Source organism: Marinobacterium zhoushanense (genome assembly GCF_014641945.1).
GTDB lineage: Bacteria > Pseudomonadota > Gammaproteobacteria > Pseudomonadales > Balneatricaceae > Marinobacterium_D > Marinobacterium_D zhoushanense.
In genome coordinates this window covers 15,491-34,452 of record NZ_BMIJ01000004.1, presented here as the reverse complement: position 1 = coordinate 34,452, position 18,962 = coordinate 15,491, and the positions used below count along the sequence as shown (strand labels likewise).

At 60.1% G+C, this 18,962-nt stretch carries 14 protein-coding genes; 13 read left to right on the top strand and 1 reads right to left on the bottom strand.

Features of this window, described 5'->3' with window-relative positions; all coding sequences use genetic code 11:
- The first annotated feature begins 16 nt into the window (after nucleotides 1-16).
- The 10 genes from IEX40_RS09935 to IEX40_RS09890 all read left to right on the top strand — a co-directional run bounded on the left by IEX40_RS09935 (nucleotide 17) and on the right by IEX40_RS09890 (nucleotide 10,969).
- Nucleotides 17-1,027: a LacI family DNA-binding transcriptional regulator gene (locus tag IEX40_RS09935; protein WP_188747812.1), complete on the top strand. Its 1,011-nt coding sequence runs from the start codon at nucleotides 17-19 to the stop codon at nucleotides 1,025-1,027.
- Between the two features lie 46 nt (nucleotides 1,028-1,073).
- Nucleotides 1,074-2,345, top strand: coding sequence for a sugar ABC transporter substrate-binding protein (locus tag IEX40_RS09930; protein WP_229680691.1), 1,272 nt, complete (start codon nucleotides 1,074-1,076; stop codon nucleotides 2,343-2,345).
- A 76-nt stretch (nucleotides 2,346-2,421) separates the two neighbouring features.
- On the top strand, nucleotides 2,422-3,546 hold the full coding sequence (locus tag IEX40_RS09925) for a carbohydrate ABC transporter permease (RefSeq protein ID WP_188747810.1): 1,125 nt from the start codon (nucleotides 2,422-2,424) through the stop codon (nucleotides 3,544-3,546).
- 3 nt (nucleotides 3,547-3,549) lie between these two features.
- Nucleotides 3,550-4,419: a carbohydrate ABC transporter permease gene (locus IEX40_RS09920; RefSeq protein ID WP_188747808.1), complete on the top strand. Its 870-nt coding sequence runs from the start codon at nucleotides 3,550-3,552 to the stop codon at nucleotides 4,417-4,419.
- Nucleotides 4,420-4,487: 68 nt separating this feature from the next.
- Nucleotides 4,488-5,621 carry an ABC transporter ATP-binding protein gene (locus tag IEX40_RS09915; protein WP_188747805.1) on the top strand — a complete coding sequence of 378 codons (1,134 nt, stop codon included), beginning with the start codon at nucleotides 4,488-4,490 and terminating at the stop codon, nucleotides 5,619-5,621.
- Nucleotides 5,622-5,664: 43 nt separating this feature from the next.
- Nucleotides 5,665-7,155, top strand: a complete 1,491-nt coding sequence (locus IEX40_RS09910; RefSeq protein ID WP_188747803.1) for a glycoside hydrolase family 32 protein — start codon at nucleotides 5,665-5,667, stop codon at nucleotides 7,153-7,155.
- Nucleotides 7,156-7,426: 271 nt separating this feature from the next.
- A complete protein-coding gene (locus IEX40_RS09905) occupies nucleotides 7,427-7,822 on the top strand; it encodes a VOC family protein (protein ID WP_188747800.1) in 396 nt (131 codons plus the stop codon).
- A 40-nt stretch (nucleotides 7,823-7,862) separates the two neighbouring features.
- The gene (locus IEX40_RS09900) at nucleotides 7,863-8,180 is read left to right on the top strand and encodes an antibiotic biosynthesis monooxygenase family protein (RefSeq protein WP_188747798.1); all 318 of its coding nucleotides are present in this window, start codon (nucleotides 7,863-7,865) and stop codon (nucleotides 8,178-8,180) included.
- A 20-nt stretch (nucleotides 8,181-8,200) separates the two neighbouring features.
- The gene (locus tag IEX40_RS09895; protein WP_188747796.1) at nucleotides 8,201-8,683 is read left to right on the top strand and encodes a cupin domain-containing protein; all 483 of its coding nucleotides are present in this window, start codon (nucleotides 8,201-8,203) and stop codon (nucleotides 8,681-8,683) included.
- An 87-nt stretch (nucleotides 8,684-8,770) separates the two neighbouring features.
- Entirely contained in the window at nucleotides 8,771-10,969 is a 2,199-nt protein-coding gene (locus tag IEX40_RS09890; RefSeq protein ID WP_188747794.1) for an alkaline phosphatase family protein, read from the top strand.
- 51 nt (nucleotides 10,970-11,020) lie between these two features.
- Here IEX40_RS09890 and IEX40_RS09885 read toward each other — a convergent pair whose 3' ends face one another.
- Nucleotides 11,021-12,040 (bottom strand): deoxyribonuclease II family protein, encoded by a 1,020-nt coding sequence (locus IEX40_RS09885; RefSeq protein WP_188747792.1) that lies wholly within the window; start codon nucleotides 12,038-12,040, stop codon nucleotides 11,021-11,023.
- Nucleotides 12,041-12,280: 240 nt separating this feature from the next.
- Between IEX40_RS09885 and IEX40_RS09880 the strand changes: the two genes are divergently transcribed.
- The 3 genes from IEX40_RS09880 to IEX40_RS09870 are packed head-to-tail and all read left to right on the top strand — an operon-like array spanning nucleotide 12,281 to nucleotide 18,942.
- The gene (locus IEX40_RS09880; RefSeq protein WP_229680690.1) at nucleotides 12,281-13,102 is read left to right on the top strand and encodes a gamma-glutamylcyclotransferase family protein; all 822 of its coding nucleotides are present in this window, start codon (nucleotides 12,281-12,283) and stop codon (nucleotides 13,100-13,102) included.
- Nucleotides 13,103-13,113: 11 nt separating this feature from the next.
- Entirely contained in the window at nucleotides 13,114-13,827 is a 714-nt protein-coding gene (locus IEX40_RS09875; RefSeq protein ID WP_188747790.1) for a hypothetical protein, read from the top strand.
- A 24-nt stretch (nucleotides 13,828-13,851) separates the two neighbouring features.
- A complete protein-coding gene (locus IEX40_RS09870) occupies nucleotides 13,852-18,942 on the top strand; it encodes a diguanylate cyclase (protein WP_229680689.1) in 5,091 nt (1,696 codons plus the stop codon).
- The last annotated feature ends 20 nt before the right edge of the window (nucleotides 18,943-18,962 follow it).

Below are 18,962 nucleotides of genomic sequence, written 5' to 3'. Positions count from 1 at the left end.
ATCGAGCGATTCTGTGATGGTATCGATCAAAGATGTAGCCGAACATGCCGGCACCTCCTTCAAAACCGTATCCCGGGTGATCAATAACGACGCCGGCGTGCGCGAGGAGACCCGTGAGCGTGTGCAGGCAGCCATCGATGCTCTGGGCTACCGCCCCAACAGTGCCGCCCGCATGATGCGTAACCAGAAGTCGGGCGTGATCGGTTTTATCTCCGACGAAGTGGTCACCCAGCCCTATGCCGGCGAGCTGTTGCTCGGCGCGCAGGAGGTGGCCAGCGAGCACGACAAGGTGCTGATGGTGGTGAATATAGAGCATGATCGCAAGCGTCAGCAGCGCGCCATCGATATGCTGCTGGAGCGACGGGTCGAGGCGCTGGTCTACGCCAGTTACTACCACCGCGAGATTGAGCTGCCGCAAGAGATGCTACAGGTGCCGTCGGTGCTGGTGAACTGCTTCACCACCGAAGCGGTGCTACCCACTTTCGTGCCCGATGAGGTGCAGGCCGGTTACGATGCGACCCGGCTATTGATAGAGCAGGGGCACACCCGCATCGGCATGATCACGCTGAACCCGCAGATCGTGGCGGCACAGAAGCGCCTGGAGGGTTACCGTCGTGCGCTCGACGAGGCGGGTATCGCGTTCGATGCCGAACTGATCGTGCGGGGTGAGCCGCGTTTCGATGAGCCTGCCGAGTCCGCCTGTGTCGAGTCTGCCGTCGGCAGTCTGATGGCGTTGGACAAGCGCCCCACGGCGCTGGTCTGTGGCAAGGACGAATTCGCGATGCAGGTTTATTTCCTGCTTGCACGCTTTGGCTTGCAGGTCGGTCGCGACCTGGCCGTTACCAGTTTTGACAACCAGCGCCTGATCGCGCCGGGCCTGACTCCTGGCCTGACGACGATGGAGCTGCCGCATCTCGAAATGGGCCGAGCCGCGCTACGTTGTCTGTTCAACCGGATGGATGACAGGAGCACCCGGTTGATACCCTTTTCACCGATTGTGCGTGAGTCGCATCGGCTGAAAGCCTGAAACGCTGTACACATTCACAAGGCAAAATAACAATAAAGGACATACGATGAAAAACACCTACCTCTCTCTTCTGCCTTACGCTGTAATGACAACGTTGTCAGTTTCCGCTGTCGGTGCCTCTGCTGCGCCGGCGGAGATCAAGCTCTGGCGCCACGAGACCAGCAATATCGCGGAGATTCAGGTCAGCAAGGATGCCATTGATCGCTTCAACAAGTCTCAGGACAAGTGGCGCGTGGTAGCCGAGATGATTCCGGAAGGCTCCTACACCGAGACCGTTACCGCTGCGGCGCTGGCCAACGAACTGCCCTGTATCCTCGACATGGATCAGCCGGTGGTGCCGAACTTCGCCTGGTCCGGCTACCTGCGCCCGCTTGAGGGGCTGGTCTCCAAGGAGGCGCTGGACAGCCTGATCGACAGTGCCAAGGGTACCTACAAGGGCCAGGTCTACTCTGTAGGTCAGTTCGACGTGGCACTGGCGCTGTTCACCCGCAAGTCGATCCTGGATAAATACGGCATCCGTCAGGCCACCATGGAGCAGCCCTGGAGTAAGGAGGAGCTGCTTGACGCGCTTGCCAAGCTGAAAGCCTCGGGCGAATACCCCTATCCACTGTCGATGCGTACCGGCTGGACCGGCGAGTGGTATTCCTACGGCTACACCCCAATGCTGCAGAGTTTCGGCGGCGATCAGATCGACCGCGCCAACTACCTCGCAGCCGAGGGCGTGCTGAACGGCAAGTCGGGGCTGGCTTGGGGCGAGTTCTTCCAGGACCTGTTCGAGAAGGGCTACGTGGACCGCAATCCGAGCGACGACAAGGCGTTCATCCAGGGCCGCTCGGCGCTTGACTACGTCGGCAGTTGGGAGATGGGCAACCACTCGCAGCGCTGGGGCGAGGATCTGGTAGTGATGCCGGTACCGGACTTCGGTCATGGCCCGGTCGTAGGTGGTGGCTCCTGGCAGTGGGGCGTGACCAAGTCCTGCGCCAACCCGGAAGGTGCGGCGAAGTTCGTCGAGTTTATCCTGCAGCCCTCCGAAATAGCCGAGATGTCCGAAGTGACCGGCATGATCCCGTCCACTCCTGCTGCGGCACGCATGACCAACCACTACCGCGAGGGCGGCGACTGGCGCTTCTTCTACGACTACTCGGCCGCCTACGCCAAGCTGCGTCCGGCGACTCCGGCATACCCGATCATCTCCAGCACCTTCGAGACCATGGCGCGCAACATCAAGGATGGCGCCAATGTGCAGGACGCACTGGATGAGGCGGTCGATACCATCGAGCGCAACATAGCCGACAACAAAGGCTATGGCTTCAACTAATAAAAACGGTCGTTAAACCTCCGTCGCCCTGGAAGAGGGGCGGCGGATTCAAGCGATCAATAGTGAGACCTACCCCATGAATGCGGATACTTCAGCATTAAAGTGCACTGCACTGCCGACCCCCTCGGAGCGTGCGGCTGAGCCCTACCGACCGCCCAGGCGTCGTTACGTCTTCCTGTTGAGCACGCCGGCGCTGCTGGGGCTGTTCATGTTCCTGATCCTGCCGTTCCTGATGGCGGTGACGATGTCCTTCACCGACCAGCGCCTGCTGTCTCCGAACGAGACCGAATGGGTCGGCATGCGCAACTACGACCGCCTGCTCAGCGTGAACTGGTTGGTACAGGAGCCGGTAACGGACAATGGCGAGGTGCAGCGAGACGCCGACGGCGAGCCGACCTATCCGCGGCTGCGTACCCTGCTGCGTCAGGATCCCGCCTATGAGGGCTACAAGGAACTGACCAGCTGGCAGCTGGGCGATAAGCGCCTGGTGGTATTGGCGAAGGATCCGCTGTTTATCCAATCCTTTCTGAACACCCTGCAGTTCGTGCTGCTGGTGGTGCCCCTGCAGTGCGGCATGGCATTGGGGCTGGCGCTGCTGATCAACCGCCAACTGAAAGGGATCTACCTGTTCCGCACCATATTCTTTTCGCCGGTGGTGACCTCCATCGTCGTGGTATCGATCGTCTGGAGCTTCCTCTACCACCGCGATCTGGGCCTGTTCAACCACTACCTGCAGGCGATGACCTTCGGCCTGATCGGGCCGATCGACTGGCTCGGCGACCCGCAGTGGGCGATGCCCTCCATCGTGCTGATGTCCGCCTGGCAGGCCGCCGGCGTGCAGATGCTGATCTTCCTCGCCGGTCTGCAGGGGATATCCGCCGATCTGTATGAAGCGGCCGAGCTGGATGGCGCCGGTACCTGGAGCAAGTTCTGGCACGTCACCCTGCCGGGACTGAAGAACACCACCGTGTTCGTCATCATCAGCACCACCATCCAGGCGTTCGGCCTCTTCACCCAGGTCGACGTGATGACCCGCGGCGGCCCCCAGGGCTCCACCTCCACCGTGATGTACCACGCCGTGACCAAGGGGTTCCGCGAGCAGGATATCGGCTATGGCTCCGCCATCAGCGTGATCTTCTTCCTGGTGATCCTGGTGATTGCGCTGCTGCAGAAACGTTACTTCGACAAGCGGGAGGGCTAAGCGATGACTCAACTGAAAAAACTGGGCTGGTACCTGCTGCTGCTCGCCATCGGTTACGTGTTCCTGTTCCCACTGCTGTTCATGCTGGTTTCATCGCTCAAGCCGGAACAGGAGATCTTTGCCGACCTCTACAGCATCCGCGCGATCCTGCCGGTGGGCGAGCTGTCGCTGGAGAACTACCGTCAGGTGTTCGCCAAGAGCGATGTTCTGCTCTACTTCCGCAACTCGGTGCTGATCACCTCGGCCACCGTGGTGCTGGGCCTGTTCGTCAACAGCCTGCTGGCGTTCACCTTGTCGCGGATGGAGTGGAGCGGGCGCAAGTATGTGCTGTCCGCGGTGATCGCGCTGATGATCATCCCGCTGGAGGCGATCGTGGTGCCGCTGCTGCTGCTGGTCTCCAAGCTGCCCACCATCGGCTGGGAGCAGGGGGTGATGGTACTGAAGAGCTCCTGGCTCAACACCCTGGAGGTGCAGATCCTGCCGTTCGTGGCCAACTCCTTCTTCATCTTCCTGTTCTACCAGTTCTTTCGTGATATCCCGAAGGATTTCGACGAGGCTGCCGAACTGGATGGCGCTACGCCGTTCCAGATCTACCGCCACATCATCGTGCCGATGTCCGGGCCGGTGTTTGCCACCGTGGCGATCCTGCACTTCCTGCTGATGTGGAACCAGTACATCTGGCCGATCATGGCGGTGCAGGGCGAAGACGCACGCCCGGTGATGCCCGGCATCCAGATCTTCTTCGGCCGACAGGTCGGCTGGGGCGAGATCATGGCCTACGCCTCCTTCGTCACCCTGCCGGTGCTGGCGGTGTTCCTGGCGTTCCAGAAGATGTTCGTGCGCAGCCTGGCCGGTGCCGGCATCAAGGGCTGACCTGAATTTACGAGTGTGAATCGATACAGCCGGTCCCGTACAAGCAGGCGACCGGCGGGAGAATAAAAATGGCAGATCTTAAACTGACCAACGTATTCAAGCGCTACGGCGAGGTGGAAACCATCCACGGCATCGACCTGGATATCCAGGATGGCGAGTTCGTCGTCTTCGTCGGCCCCTCCGGTTGCGGCAAATCCACGCTGCTGCGCATGATCGCCGGGCTCGAGGAGATCAGCGAGGGCGACCTGCACATCGACGGCGAGTGCGTCACCTCCGTGGCGGCCTCCCGTCGTGGCGTGGCGATGGTGTTCCAGTCCTACGCCCTCTACCCGCACATGAGCGTGCGCGAGAACATGGCGTTCGGCCTGAAGATGGCCAAGAAACCCAAGGCGGAGATCAAGCGCCGCGTCGACGAGGCCGCGCAGATCCTGCAGCTCGAGGCGCTGCTGGATCGCAAGCCCAAGGCGCTCTCCGGCGGCCAGCGCCAGCGCGTGGCGATCGGCCGCACCATCGTGCGCAACCCCAAGGTGTTCCTGTTCGACGAGCCGCTCTCCAACCTGGATGCCGAGCTGCGCGTACAGATGCGGGTGGAGATTGCCAAACTTCACGCCCAGCTCAAGAACACCATGATTTACGTGACCCACGACCAGACCGAAGCGATGACCATGGCGGACAAGATCGTCGTGCTGCGCGCGGGCAACATCGAACAGGTGGGTACACCACTGGAGCTCTACCTCAACCCGGTCAACGAGTTCGTCGCCGGTTTCATCGGCTCGCCGCGGATGAACTTCTTTGAGTGCAACGTGACCGGCCAGAGCGGCGACAGCCTGCAACTGTGCCTGCCCTGCGGCCGTGAAGTGGAACTGGAGGCGGATATCAGCAACGCGCCGCCAATGACCAAGGTCAAGCTCGGCATCCGTCCCGAGCATCTGCAGGAGGAGAGCAACGGCGAGGTGCCGATCGGCGTCGATGTCGATGTGGTCGAACATCTGGGCGGTACCACCTACGTCTATGCCCGCTACGCCGACAAGGAGCTGATCCTGCAGGCGGGAGGGCTGAGCAAGATCCAGCCCGGACAGCGTTGCGATCTAAGCTTCAACCTGGACCGCTGCCATCTGTTCGACTGCAACGGCAAGAGCCTGCGCAGCGCCAAACCCGTGCCGGAGAAGGCGCCAATGCAACTGCAGGCGCAGGTTGGCTGAGGAACAAGACGTACACCACAGGTTTAGACTTACTGGATACCCTATGACGCTTGCAGCACAACAGGCTGCACCGGCCGTGACGCCGGTGCGCCCGACGCTACACTTTACGCCACCACAAGGCTGGATGAACGATCCCAACGGCCTGGTCTACTTCGATGGCGAGTACCACCTGTTCTATCAGTACTATCCGCACGGACTGGAGTGGGGGCCGATGCACTGGGGCCATGCGGTCAGCACCGATCTGCTGCACTGGCAGCACCTGGATACCGCGTTGTTCCCGGATGAAGGGGGCATGTGCTTCTCCGGCAGCGCCATCGTCGATCATAACGACACCAGCGGTCTGTTCGACGGCAAGCCCGGCCTGCTGGCGTTCTACACTGCTCACCGTGTCACCGGCGATGGCCCGGAGGACTACGAGCAGGAGCAGTGCATCGCCTACAGCCGCGACCGGGGCCGAAGCTGGAGCAAATACGCCGGTAACCCGATCATCGCACCACCGGGCTTCCGCGATTTCCGCGATCCAAAGGTGATCTGGCACGCCGACTCCAATGCCTGGATCATGGCGCTCGCCTGCGGTCAGTCGATCCGCTTCTACCGATCCGCGAACCTGCTCGACTGGACGCTGGCCAGTGAGTTCGGTGAAGGGCAGGGCAGACACACTCCCGGCCCCTGGGAGTGCCCGGACTTGTTCGAACTGCCGGTCATCGGCGGTGAAGGCAGTCGTTGGGTGCTGGTGGTCGGCGTCGGCGCCGGCGACGACAGTTGGGGCTCCTTCACCCAGTACTTTGTCGGCTATTTCGACGGCGAGCGGTTCCACAACGACAACGCACCGGAACAGGTGCTGCTGATGGACGAAAGCCGCGACTTCTATGCCATCCAGAGCTGGTCCGATGCACCCGACGGCCGCCGCATCGCCATCGCCTGGCTCAACAATTGGCTCTATGCCAACCAGATCCCGGAAAACGGCTGGCGCGGGGCCATGAGCCTGCCGCGCGAACTGCGCCTGGTCGCCAACGAACAGGGCGTGCGACTGGCGCAGCGTTTTGCCGCGGAACTGAACAGCGTCCTTGACCCTGCTCCCCAGAGCGCCGAACCGACCCCTCTGAGTCGGGGAGAGCAACTGCAACTGACCGCGCAATCCGGCCCAACCCGCGGCCGTCTCAATCTGAGACTCGCCCCTGAGAGCCAGGTCGAACTATCCCTGCTGCCCTCAAACCTGCCGGAGCTGACCCTGCAGCGTAACGACCAGGGCCTGCGCCTGCGCCACCAACGCCAGGGCGAAAACGGCAATGTGCGATTCGACCGCTACTATCCTCACGACTTTACTCTTGCCCTGGGCGAGGGAGATGCGATTCAACTGGAGTGGTTTATCGAGCACGGCAGCCTCGAACTGCTGGTCAACGATGGCCTCTATTCACTGACCAGCATCCAGTTCGATACCCTGCTCAATTCGGCAGGGCATTGCACGACACTGGTGGTTACCGCGGGAGAGGTGTTGGTGGACCGACTGGAGATTCAATCGCTGAAGGCCTGATCGTAAAGCTCTGTAACCGGTTATAAACCGCCTCTATCCAAGGGCGGCTCCAGGTGGAGCCGTCTTTGCTGCATCATCTACGACCACTTTTAACTTCTTTCATCGTTCAGTTGCAGGCGATTGGCTTGCCCGCAAACACAATCCGATACAGACTGAAACCTATTCGCGCCGTAGGAAGCGGTAGGTGTTTCTGTACGGTTGGTGGCACTAGGTTTTTTAACCCATCCCCTTGAGGCGTACACTCCACCAAAAACACAAGGAGCAGTGAGTCATGATCGACCATCTGAGTACCTACACCATCGATTTTCCGGCAACCAAAGCCTTCTACGAGGCGGCGTTCAAGCCGCTGGGCTACTCGCTGCAGATGGAACTGGTGGCTGAGTGGGATGCCGATTTCCCGACCCGCCGCATGTGTGCTTTCGGTCCGGCGGGCCAGCCCGCGTTCTGGGTGATCGAAGCGAAGGTGCATTACACGCCTCGGCATGTTGCCTTTTCGGCCCCGAATCGAGCTGCCGTAGAGGCGTTCCATCAACAGGGGCTGGCCCACGGCGGTAAGGATAACGGCGCACCGGGTTTGCGACCCCACTACCATGAACACTATTTCGGCGCCTTCCTGATCGACCCGGATGGCAACAATGTAGAGGCGGTCTGCCATACGCCGGAGTAGCGCTGATACCAACCCCACAGGCCAAAGGAACCATAATCCGATGTCGCTTATTGCCCAAACTCCCGAGCCTCCCTACTACGCGGTTATCTTTACCTCTGTTCGCACCGAAGACGATAACGGCTACAGCGAAATGGCCGCCAGAATGGTCGAGTTGGCGTCTAGGCAGCCAGGTTTTCTAGGTGTCGAGTCTGCGCGTGAAGAGGTGGGGATTACGGTGTCCTACTGGTCGGACCTTGAATCGATCAGAAACTGGAAGTCCAATCTGGAGCATCAACTGGCGCAAAAGCTGGGGCGTGAGCAATGGTACTCTGCGTTCAGGACCAGGATTGCGAAAGTGGAACGGGACTACGGCGCGTAGCCGATCGACAGGGGATTTTCATGGATAAGTATATTGTCACCAGACAGGAGATCGAGGAGTACGAAGGGCTTGAGAAGACCCACTTCCTCAACTCGAACGCACAAAGGAACAATAAGTCGCTGGGCGATCTGACAGGCCTGACCGGATTTGGCTTCCATATAATTGAGGTACAGCCCGGTTTCGAGACTACAGAGTTTCATAAGCACTACCACGAGGATGAGTGCGTCTACATCCTGGAGGGGCAGGCGCTGGCCCGGATCGGCAGTGAGGAGCACCAGGTCGGTGCCGGTGACTTTATCGGCTATCGCGCCGGAGGTGAGGCCCATACCTTGTTCAACAACGGCACAGATGTTCTGCGCTGCATCGTGGTCGGCCAGCGTCTGGACCAGGACGTGGGCGACTATCCAAACCTGAACAAACGCATCTATCGGCAAAAGGGGCTGCCCTGGAATCTGGTCGATATGGCTGACATCGAGACGCCGGTTGCCGGCAAGAAGGTGTAGCGGTTGCCCGAAGTATCTGTTTTACATGGAATAGAGTGAACCCCGGCCTATACTGGCCCAAAAACCGATAAAAACAAGGGACTTTCGATGCCAAACAACCCCAGTACATCGCCTTATGTTTTTTTGATCTGTCGTAGCCAAAGCAAAGATGTCTACCGGCTCTATCGGGTCGATCCTGATGCCGAGCAACTGTTGACGCCGGTGTCACCGGATACCCCGGCAACATTCGACCACTCCTATCGCATCGCTCAGGTAGGGGGGTATCTCCTGCAGTGGAGCCCGCTGTGCGAGCAGGGGGGCGAGCCCGGATTCAACTTCAAGCTGTTGGATTTCAACCCGGAGGCGGCGGATCCGCTGAACGCACCGGTCGTTCAGAGCGGCTTTTGGGAGAAGAAAAAGTTCTGGGGCTATCGCGCCTATTACAGCGACAACCCTGACGAAGACCAGCATCTGGACCTGATTCCGATGGCCAGTTTCGTGTTGAGCCTGATTCCGGCGAAGGGGCGCGGCACCTTCGAGTTGTGGAATTTCGACCCTCAGTGGGATCCCAAGCCGGCGACGCCCGGCAACGCTGATCCGCTACCTTACCCCTATACCGGCCAGGGCGGATTTCCGTTGATCAAGCAGGGGCATACGCTGATCCCGATTGGCAACTATGTGCTGGACCGGCTGCCGGACCGCAAACAGTTCCGGTTGTGGAGCTTCGATCCACAGCAGCACCCGCCACTCTCGCTGCCCGCAGTGCAGGAGGGGTGTTGGGACAAGATCGACGAGAGCAGTGAGCTGACCGCTCTCGGCGCTCAAGTGCTGGAGTGGAATGCGGCACAGGGCAGGTACAGGCTTTGGGCGTTCGATCCAGAACATAAGGATGTGCTGGTGGGGCCGTTGAGGGAGGGCGAGTTACCGTCCGATATCGGTGCCGATGCGGTGCTGACCGGTTACCAGCCGCGTATCCCGGTTCAGGCGGACAAGGCGCAGACGCCGGGCACCATCGACTTCATGCGCTCGAAGATCAAGCATGTGGTCTACTACATGGTGGAGAGCCGTTCGTTCGATAACGTATGCGGTTGGCTGTATGAGAAGGGTGACCAGGGCTGCCACTACATCGGCTCGCACGAGCCGTTCGATGGCGCCAGCACCGAGAACTTCAACTTCGATGGTGAAAAGAAGGTTCACGTCAGCAAGTTCCAGGGCGGCAAGCTCAGCGATCAGTACGACCTGATTGCGCTGAACCAGGACCCCTTCCACGATACCACCGATAGCCTGCAGCAGATGTTTGCCGAGTCACCCGGCTACTGGGGGCGTCTGCAGCCGGATATGGGCGGTTTCATCCTCAATAACGCCAATCCTCAGGTGATGGAAACCTTCAGCCCGGAGCAATTGCCGGTATTGAACGGGTTGGCGCGCAGTTTCGCCATATCGGACCGCTGGTTCAGCTCCGTGCCCGGTGGCACCGATATTAACCGGGCCTTTTCGGTCACCGGTTCGGCCTTTGACAAGCTCGGCACCTGGGAAGGCGGAAACGCCTACAAGTACTGGCCTGATTCGCCACACCGCCAGTCGATCTGGAAGGTACTCTGGAGCCAGGGGATCAGTGACTGGAAGATCTACGACTCGATTAAGTGGTTGGACGAGGTGTTCACCTATCAGCTCTATCTGAAGGGGCAGATACCGACGGTGGATGCCAATGCCGACAAATATCTGGCCGATATCGAGCAGTTCAAGCAGGATGCGGCGGCCGGCACGCTGCCGGCCTTCAGCTTCCTGGAGCCGGTCTGGATCGCGCCTTCCGGCGCCACCTCATACCATCCGGGCGCGGACCTGGTGCCGGCTGAGAAGGCGCTGAACGATATCTATGAAGCGATCAAGAATGGGCCGGGTTGGGATGAAACCCTGCTGGTGATCACCTTCGACAAGAACAACGGCATATACGACCATGTGGCACCGCCCTATGCCAGAAAACCCTGGCCCCATGACATCAACGACGGCTTCGCCTACGACCTGATGGGGCCGCGGGTACCGACGATCATGGTCTCACCCTGGATTAAACAGCAGACAGTGTTCAGGGCCGAGGGCGAGATTCCGTTCGACTCCACCTCCTTTGCCGCCACGCTGCTGCACTGGTTCGGTGTACCCAAGTCTCTGTGGGCGCTTGGCGATCGTATGGAGGTGGCGCCTACCTTCGAGGCGGTGTTGCAGGCTACCGAATCGAGGAGCGATGCGCCGACGTTGACGCCACCCTATGACAAGTCGTTTCCGTCGGCGGGCGAGGCAACCGGGAAATAGACGCGAGGAGGGCACCGGATAGGTGCCCTCCTCATGTATCGGTAGTGCAGCTCAGGGTTGTGCCAGCTGGTGCAGTTTCTCTTCGGCGTCCCGCAATGCCTGCCACAGGCGCGGCTGCTGGAAACAGAGGCTGGCGCCGCCACGCTTCTCCTGTGACACCATGCGGTTGAGATCGGCGACGCAGACCCAGGGCAGTGCATTGGTACTGTTTTTCAGCGCCACCGCCCACTTGGCGTGATCCTTGGTGTAGTGCCACTCGTAGCTCAGCGACGGGTCGATCTTGAAGTTTAGGTTCAGGGTGTCCTCGTCGAACTCCTTGGAGAGGCCGTCCTGCTCCGGTGTCACCGCGCCGCGTCGCCAGGTTTCAACGATCAGGTCGCAGTTCAACTCTGGCGAAATCAGATCCAGCCAGAAGTCCTTGCCCCAGAGCCGGCTCTTGGCGATCAGGGTAAACGCCTGGCCACCGCGAGAGTTGAATTTCAGCGTCGAGGGTTCCGACGACTCGTCCACCCCGCTGCCATGGAACAGGCGCGATAGCGGTTCATCCGCCTGCAGGGAGCGGGGAATACGCGAACTCTCGGCCAGTATTTGCGGGTTTTGCTGGCTCAACATCTGCTCGGCGATGGCATTGGCGGTTTGGTAGTCGGGCAGGGTGATGCAGATAAAGGTTTGGCCGTAGATCTCCTCGTCTGCCGGAAGCGTACTTTCATTGCTGGCCGGGAAGCGTGGTGTGGAGTGCAGCAGGAAGAGGGCTGAGTCACTGGCTTTGTCGAACGCCAGGATCCCCTTGCAGTGACCCTTTTCGGAGCTGTTCGACGCCTTGACGACATGCTCGTCGTTGTAGCTGATGTAGCCTGCGCTCTCCGGCGTATTGAAGATGGCGGACAGCGTGTGCCCCAACGCCTGGTTATCCTGGTTCAGCCCCTCCGGGGAGAGCGCCAGCGTCTCGGCATTCGGGTCGAAATAGAGGAAATCGAAGCCCTGGTTCTCCGCTCTGCCTGTGTGCTCCGGGGTTTTATAGATGAACCACCAGTCGACCGGTTTTCCCTGTTGATCTTGTGCCGTGATCATTAGATATCCATCTCCATCCCTATTGGTTGAAACAGGAATCCTATCAAATCATGTAATTATGGCGATGGGTATCAATATAAAGCGGATCCTGCCGACAAACCTAATAGGCTGCTTCCGCGTTTGAGTGGGCCAAGGCGGTTTGATCTCTGGCATAAGCCAAAATGTTGAATTCGGGTATGATCCGGGTATTGTTGTGGGTTTGGTCGGTAGCGCTTTAAGCGGCGCGGTTTCCATCGGACGGTGATTGATAACGGAATGTTTCGCTATTTTGGCTTCGGTTCCAACATGAGCATCACTTCGCTACGGGCTAAGGGCGTGGAGCCTTTGGCGTCCCGGCGCGCGGTTTTGCATGGGTGGCGCCTGCGCTTTAACGTGCAGCACTTCTTTCGTCATGAAGGTGGGGTCGGCAATATAGAGCGCTCGGATGATCCTGATGACAGGGTGCTTGGAATTCTCCACGACTGCCCCGACGAGGCACTGGCGCCGCTGGATGCCACCGAAGCCTATGGTCACGGCTATGATCGTATCAGCGTTGAGGTCGAGGTAGAGGAGCCGGTCAAAGGCGAACGACTGACCGCGTTGACCTATGTCGGTATGCCCCAGTTCATCGACGACAGCTGCCTGCCTTGTCAGCGCTATCTCAATATCCTCGTCGACGGTGCAGGCAAAGCTGGTTTAGATGCAGGTTATGTGCGCGACCTGATGGCACACCCGATCCACAACCCAGACGATTATCCGCCTTTCGTGCCGCCCCCCGGAGACTATCCGCTTTTCGATAATAGCTCGCTGGCGCAGCACCCCTTATATACGGCACTCTACGGTGCGGTTTTCGATATGTCGCAGGCGCGCCCGCTGCATGAGTTTTTGAAGGGCTTTTTCGGCGGACGCGACATGACGCTGTTTCACCTCAAAAGGTTGGATAGTAGCGACGGTAATGAATCTATGGATGATATCCGGCACGGACGCCTCAACGAGGCTCAATTGCAATACCTCAACAGCTATCTCAACGAGTATGCCAGAGAGTATCGCTATGTGGGCCGCTTTGATTACAGCAAGGCGTAAGGATCATAAATATGGATCAGTTTCCACCGGCTCTATCCCATGGCAGTGTCGAAGAGGTCTTTCCCGACGTATTTTTCGTCAGCGGCGCAATGGAGACCGTGCTGCAGGGTATGGACTGGCAGTTTAGCCGCAACATGACCGTGGTGCGCGACGGCGAGCGGCTCATTCTCGTCAACAGCGTGCGGCTGAACGACGAGGGGTTGGCGGAGCTGGATCGTCTGGGACGGGTCACCGATGTTGTTCGCCTCGGCTGCCTGCACGGACGCGATGATGAGTTCTATGTGCAGCGCTATGGCGCGCAATATTGGGCGATGCCCGGTATGGAGCACGAGGCGGGCCTGGAGGCACGTACGCTGACCCCGGATGGCCCGTTACCGATCTCGGATGCCAGCCTGTTCCAGTTCCAGACCACCCAACTGCCGGAAGGGATTCTGCGCCTGGATCGAGCTGGCGGTATCGTCATTGCCTGCGACGCGCTGCAGAACTGGCTCAGCCCCGATGAGTATTTCTCCAACTCGTCACGAGAGCTGATGCAGAACATGGGCTTCTTTACACCTGCCAATCTGGGCCCGGTTTGGGCCCAGGCTGCCGCCCCCCAGGGCGACGATTTCACCCGCCTCAAATCTTTGTCGTTCAAACATGCACTGTGCGGCCATGGTGAACCTCTGCGCGATACGGCGCACGAGGATTACCTCGCCACGTTCAACCGAATGTTCGGCGTTTAAGACACCGGACCCAGGGGGTAGAACGTGCTGGAGACCGGATTGCAGTTACCCGGTTACGAGATCGGCGCAGTTATACGCCGGGCCGAAGGGCGCGTCGTGTATCGTGCACGGCGTCTCAGCGATAGTGCCAAGCTGGCCATTGAAACCCTGGATACCGAATATCCCGACCGCCAGCAGGTAGCCGGGATTCGCCGTGAAGGGCTGATTACTCAGCGCCTGGCGGAGGTCGAGGGTGTACTCAAGGTGCATGCCGTGTTGCCTCACGGCAGCGGCAACCTGGCCCTGGTCGGTGAGCTGTTCGAAAGCTCTCTCCAGGCACAGTTGCGCAAGCGCAGCGGCGAAGGGCTTCCTCTGGATGAAGTGCTGGATATAGCGCTCCGGCTGGTGCGCACTCTCGGGGAAATCCATACCCAGGATATCGTGCATAAGGCGTTGACGCCCGCGCATGTGTTGTTTGATCCCGCCAGTGGCGATATCGCGCTGGCCGGATTCGAAATCGCCTCCGAGTTGGATCAGGAGCGCCAGGCGGTACAGATGTCGCGGCGGCTAGAAGGTCCGCTTCCCTATATCTCGCCGGAACAGACCGGACGCATGAACCGGGATCTGGATTATCGCTCGGACTATTACTCTCTCGGTGTACTGCTGTACGAACTGCTGACCGGAACGTTGCCATTCCAGGCCGACACCCTGCTCGAGTGGGTGCACAGCCATATCAGCCGTATGCCACCTGCACCGCACGAGATCGCACCCAGGGTGCCGAAGGCGGTATCGGCTATCGTGCTGAAGTTGCTGGCGAAGAGTCCCGATGCACGCTATCACAGCGCTGACGGACTGATGCACGACCTGGCACGCTGTGCCGACCTGCTCGCCGCGGGCCACGAGATCGAGCCGTTTGAGCTGGGTGAGCAGGATGTGGTGCAGAAGTTCCTGGTACCCCAGGCGCTGTACGGTCGTGAGCGTGAACTGCAAGAGCTGCTCGGGCTGTTTGAGGCGGCGGTAGCAGGGAACACCGAAGTCTGCCTGGTTCACGGTTACTCCGGTGTCGGTAAATCGGCCCTGGTCAACGAAATAGACCGTCCCCTGGTGCGCGAACGGGGCTTCCTGGTGCAGGGCAAGTTCGACCAGTTTCAGCGTGGCGAGGCCTATAGGGCGATTGCTGCCACCTTCCGCGGGCTGGTCCAGCAGGTGCTGGCAGAGCCGGAGGAGGCGCTGGCGCAGTGGCGACTACAATTGCTCGATGCGCTGGCACCGAATGCCCGGTTGGTGCTGGATCTGGTGCCAGAGCTGGAGCTTGTCATCGGCCCTCAGCCCGCGGTGGCTGATCTGCCGCCCGCCGAGGCGCGCAACCGTTTGCAGATTGTTTTAACCAGCTTTCTGCGCGTGTTTGCCGGAGAGGGGCACCCGGTGGTGCTGTTCCTTGATGACCTGCAGTGGAGCGATGTGCCAACGCTGGAGCTGTTGCGTCGTCTGGTGACCTCCCATGAACTGAGCCATCTGCTGCTGATCGGCGCCTTTCGCAGTAACGAGGTGGGTGTGGGGCATCCACTGCGGCTACTGCTCGACGAACTGCAGGAACAAAAAGAGATCCGCCAGCTTCCCCTTGGCCCGTTGAACCGGGAATCGGTGGCGCACCTGGTGGCCGATGCTCTTTACCGGGATGTGGACGAGGCGCGGCCGCTCAGCGACTTGATCTACGACAAGGCCCAGGGTAATCCCTTCTTTACCAACGAGTTGCTGCGGCAGTTGTACAAGGAGGGTTCGCTGATTCCCAATTCGCTCACCGGGCGATGGGACTGGGATCTGGATGCGGTGCGTTGGTCCAGCGTCAGCAGTGATGTGGTCGAGTTCATGGTGGCCAACCTGCGCAGGTTAAACCTCGACACCCAGCGAGTGCTGCAGTTGGCGGCCTGCATCGGCAGTACCTTCGATCTGCACACACTGTCGGTGACTTATGAACACTCCGTCGATGAAACCGCTGCAGCGCTGCTGCCGGCCCTCAAACAGCACGCGGTTTTACCGCTGCACAGTGACTATCGGTTGGTCGGTACGCAACTGGAGGGAGCGGACGGAGCAGCACTGGCGCTGAATCCAACCTATCGTTTCCAGCATGACCGCGTACAGCAGGCAGCTTACGCCTTGATCGATGTAAAGCAGCTGCGGGAGGTGCATCTCTCCGTAGGTCGCTTGATGTTGCAGCACGTTGGTCGAGAAGTACCGGATGAGCGGCTGATCGAGATCGTCGGCCATTTCAATGAGGGGCGCCCGCTGATCGAGTCCGCGGACGAGCGGCAGCACCTGGCCAAACTGAACCTGCGGGCGGGTGTGCGCGCCAAGCACTCCTCCGCTTATGAGGCGGCACTGAACTATCTGCGGGTGGCGGCCGAGTTGTTGCCGACAGACCCCTGGCGGGAAACACCGGAACTGATGCGCGATCTGGCGGCAGAGACTCAGCAGTGCGCCTATCTCACCGGACGTACGGAGGAGGCGGACGGCTGGATCGATGTGATGCTCGAGCATGCCGGTTCGGACCTGGAACGCGCCAATATCCTCGCCACCCGTACCCGCCAGTATGCGACTCTGGGACGTATGGAGGACTCGATCCTGTCCGCCATCGAGGGGTTGGTCATGCTTGGTGTGCAGTTCACCGACCGACCCACACTGGAGGATATCGCGGCGGAGCGCAGATGGGTGGTGGAGTATCTGGGCGCGCGCAGTATCGATGAGCTGGTGGATGCCGCTCAGGTAGAGGATCCCGCCACCCTGACCGCGATGCGGCTGCTGAACGAGATCTTCGCGGCGGCGTTCCTGTCAGCCAGTGGCAACCTTTTTCCCTACCTGGTGTTGAAGGCGGTCAACCTGTCGTTGAAGCATGGCAACTGCCCGGAATCCGCCTTTGCCTACGCCGCTTACGGCATGCTGTTGTGTGGCGAGCTGGAAGAGCCGGCGTTGGGTTATCAGTACGCCAAGGTCGGCCTGGCGATCAATGAACGGCTTGACGACCTGGCTCTGAGGGCGCGGGTGATCTATGTCTATGCCATGTTTGTACACCACTGGAGCAACCACTGGACAAGCCTGACCCCCTGGTTCCGCAAGGGGATCGAAGCGGGCTACCAGAGCGGCGATCTGCTCTACCTCGCCTACAGCGCCCAGGACTGCGTGATCTGGGATCCGACCCTGGACCTGGAGACAGCCCATCGACAGCACGCCGAAAACCTGGAGATCGTGCGCGAGTGCGCCTACCAGGACTCGCTGGATTCGGGCACGCTGTTTTTGCAGCTGCAACGCAATCTGCTGGGCCTGACTCACGACCCGTTCACGCTGAGCGATGACAGCTTCGACGAGGAGCGTTGCCTTGCCGGTATGCGGGAGCGGCGTTTCATGACCGGTATCGCCAACTACCACATCTACAGTGCAGAGATCTGCCTGCTGTACGGCGATTACGAGCGTGCGCTCGAGCATGTGCGTGCTCAGGATAAGCTGATCAAGTCGGCCATGTCCCTGCCGCAACTGACGCGGTTCCGGATCGTCGCATTCCTGACCCTGGCGAGACAAACTCCGCAGATGCTGCCAGAGGAGCAGGCCGAAACGCGGCAAAGGCTGGAGCAGGATCTCGCGCAGATGACAGGACTGGCGGATAACTGCGAAGCCAACTTCCGTCACCTGCAATACCTGATGGAGGCAGAGTTGAAGCGGCTCGACAGTTGCAAGGAGAGCGCGTTGGAGCGTTACGATGCTGCCATCGATGCGGCTCGTGAAAGCGGCTTCCTGCGTGACGAGGCCACCGCTTGCGAGTGTGCTGCCCGCTATCTACTGGGGCTTGGCCGACGTCGCTCTGCAGAGGGCTACCTACGCGGCGCCTTCCGGCTGTATGACCGCTGGGGCGCTCATCGCAAGGTGCAAATGCTGGCAGGCGAGTTTCCTGTACTGCGTGAACTGGATGCCACCGCCGAGGTGGCGGTCCAGAGGGGCGCCGTTGGCGATCTTGATCTGGCGTCGGTGATGAAGGCTTCCCGGGAGATCTCCGGTGAAATCGTTATCGACCGGTTACTCCAGACCAGTATGCATATTTTGCTTGAGAACGCCGGTGGCCAGTGGGGCTGTCTGGTGGTGCGCCATGACGGACGTCTGCTGGTCGAGGCGGCCAAGCTGCCGGAACACGGGGTGTCGACAGAGGGCATTCCCGGCCATTCACTGATTGCCGATACCGAAGGTGGCCGGGTGCCTCTTCCGGTGACCCTGATCAGCCAGGTATTGCACAACGGCGAAGCGGTGGTCTTGCACGATGCGGCGTGCGAGGGACAGTTCACGCAGGACCCCTACGTGGTCAGTCGTCGGCCGGTGTCGGTGTTCTGCGTGCCGATCCGCCGCGAGCGTTTCGAAGGCGCCCTGTACATGGAAAACAATCTGGCCAGCGGTGTGTTCAACAAACAGCGGGTGGAAGTAATACGGCTGCTGGCGGCCCAGGCGGCGGTGGCGATTGAAAATGCACGCCTGTACGAACAGGTGCAGGAGTACTCCCGTACGCTGGAGGAGAAGGTCGCCGAAAGAACCGCTCGACTGGAACAGCTCAATGAGGAGTTGCAGGGGCTGGCCGAGCGCGACGGTTTGACTGGCGTTGCCAACCGCAGGAGAGGCGACAACTACCTGATGGAAGTCTGGGTGCGCCTGCGTCGGGAGAAGAAGCCGCTGACGGTGATCATGCTCGACGTGGATCACTTCAAGGCGTTCAACGACAACTACGGCCACCAGGCAGGCGATGATTGCCTGGTGGCCGTGGCCGAAACGCTGCGTAACCAGATGCAGCGGCCGGCCGATCTGGTGGCCCGCTACGGTGGTGAGGAGTTCATCGTTATCCTGCCCGATACCGGCCCCGAGGGTGGTGCGCTGGTGGCAGAGAAGATTCGTAGCGGAGTGGAGGCAAGGGCTATCAGCCATGCCCACTCCTCGGCGAGCAGTGTTGTCACCGTCAGTGTCGGGGTTGCCACCGCGGTGCCCGAAACCAAGGGTGGCGCGGAACGCCTGCTGCGTGCAGCGGATGTGGCGCTCTACCAGGCCAAACGGATGGGACGCAACCAGGTGCATTCGGTACCTGACGATTCAGCGATTGCAAAATAACAATACCAAGCAAACTCAGG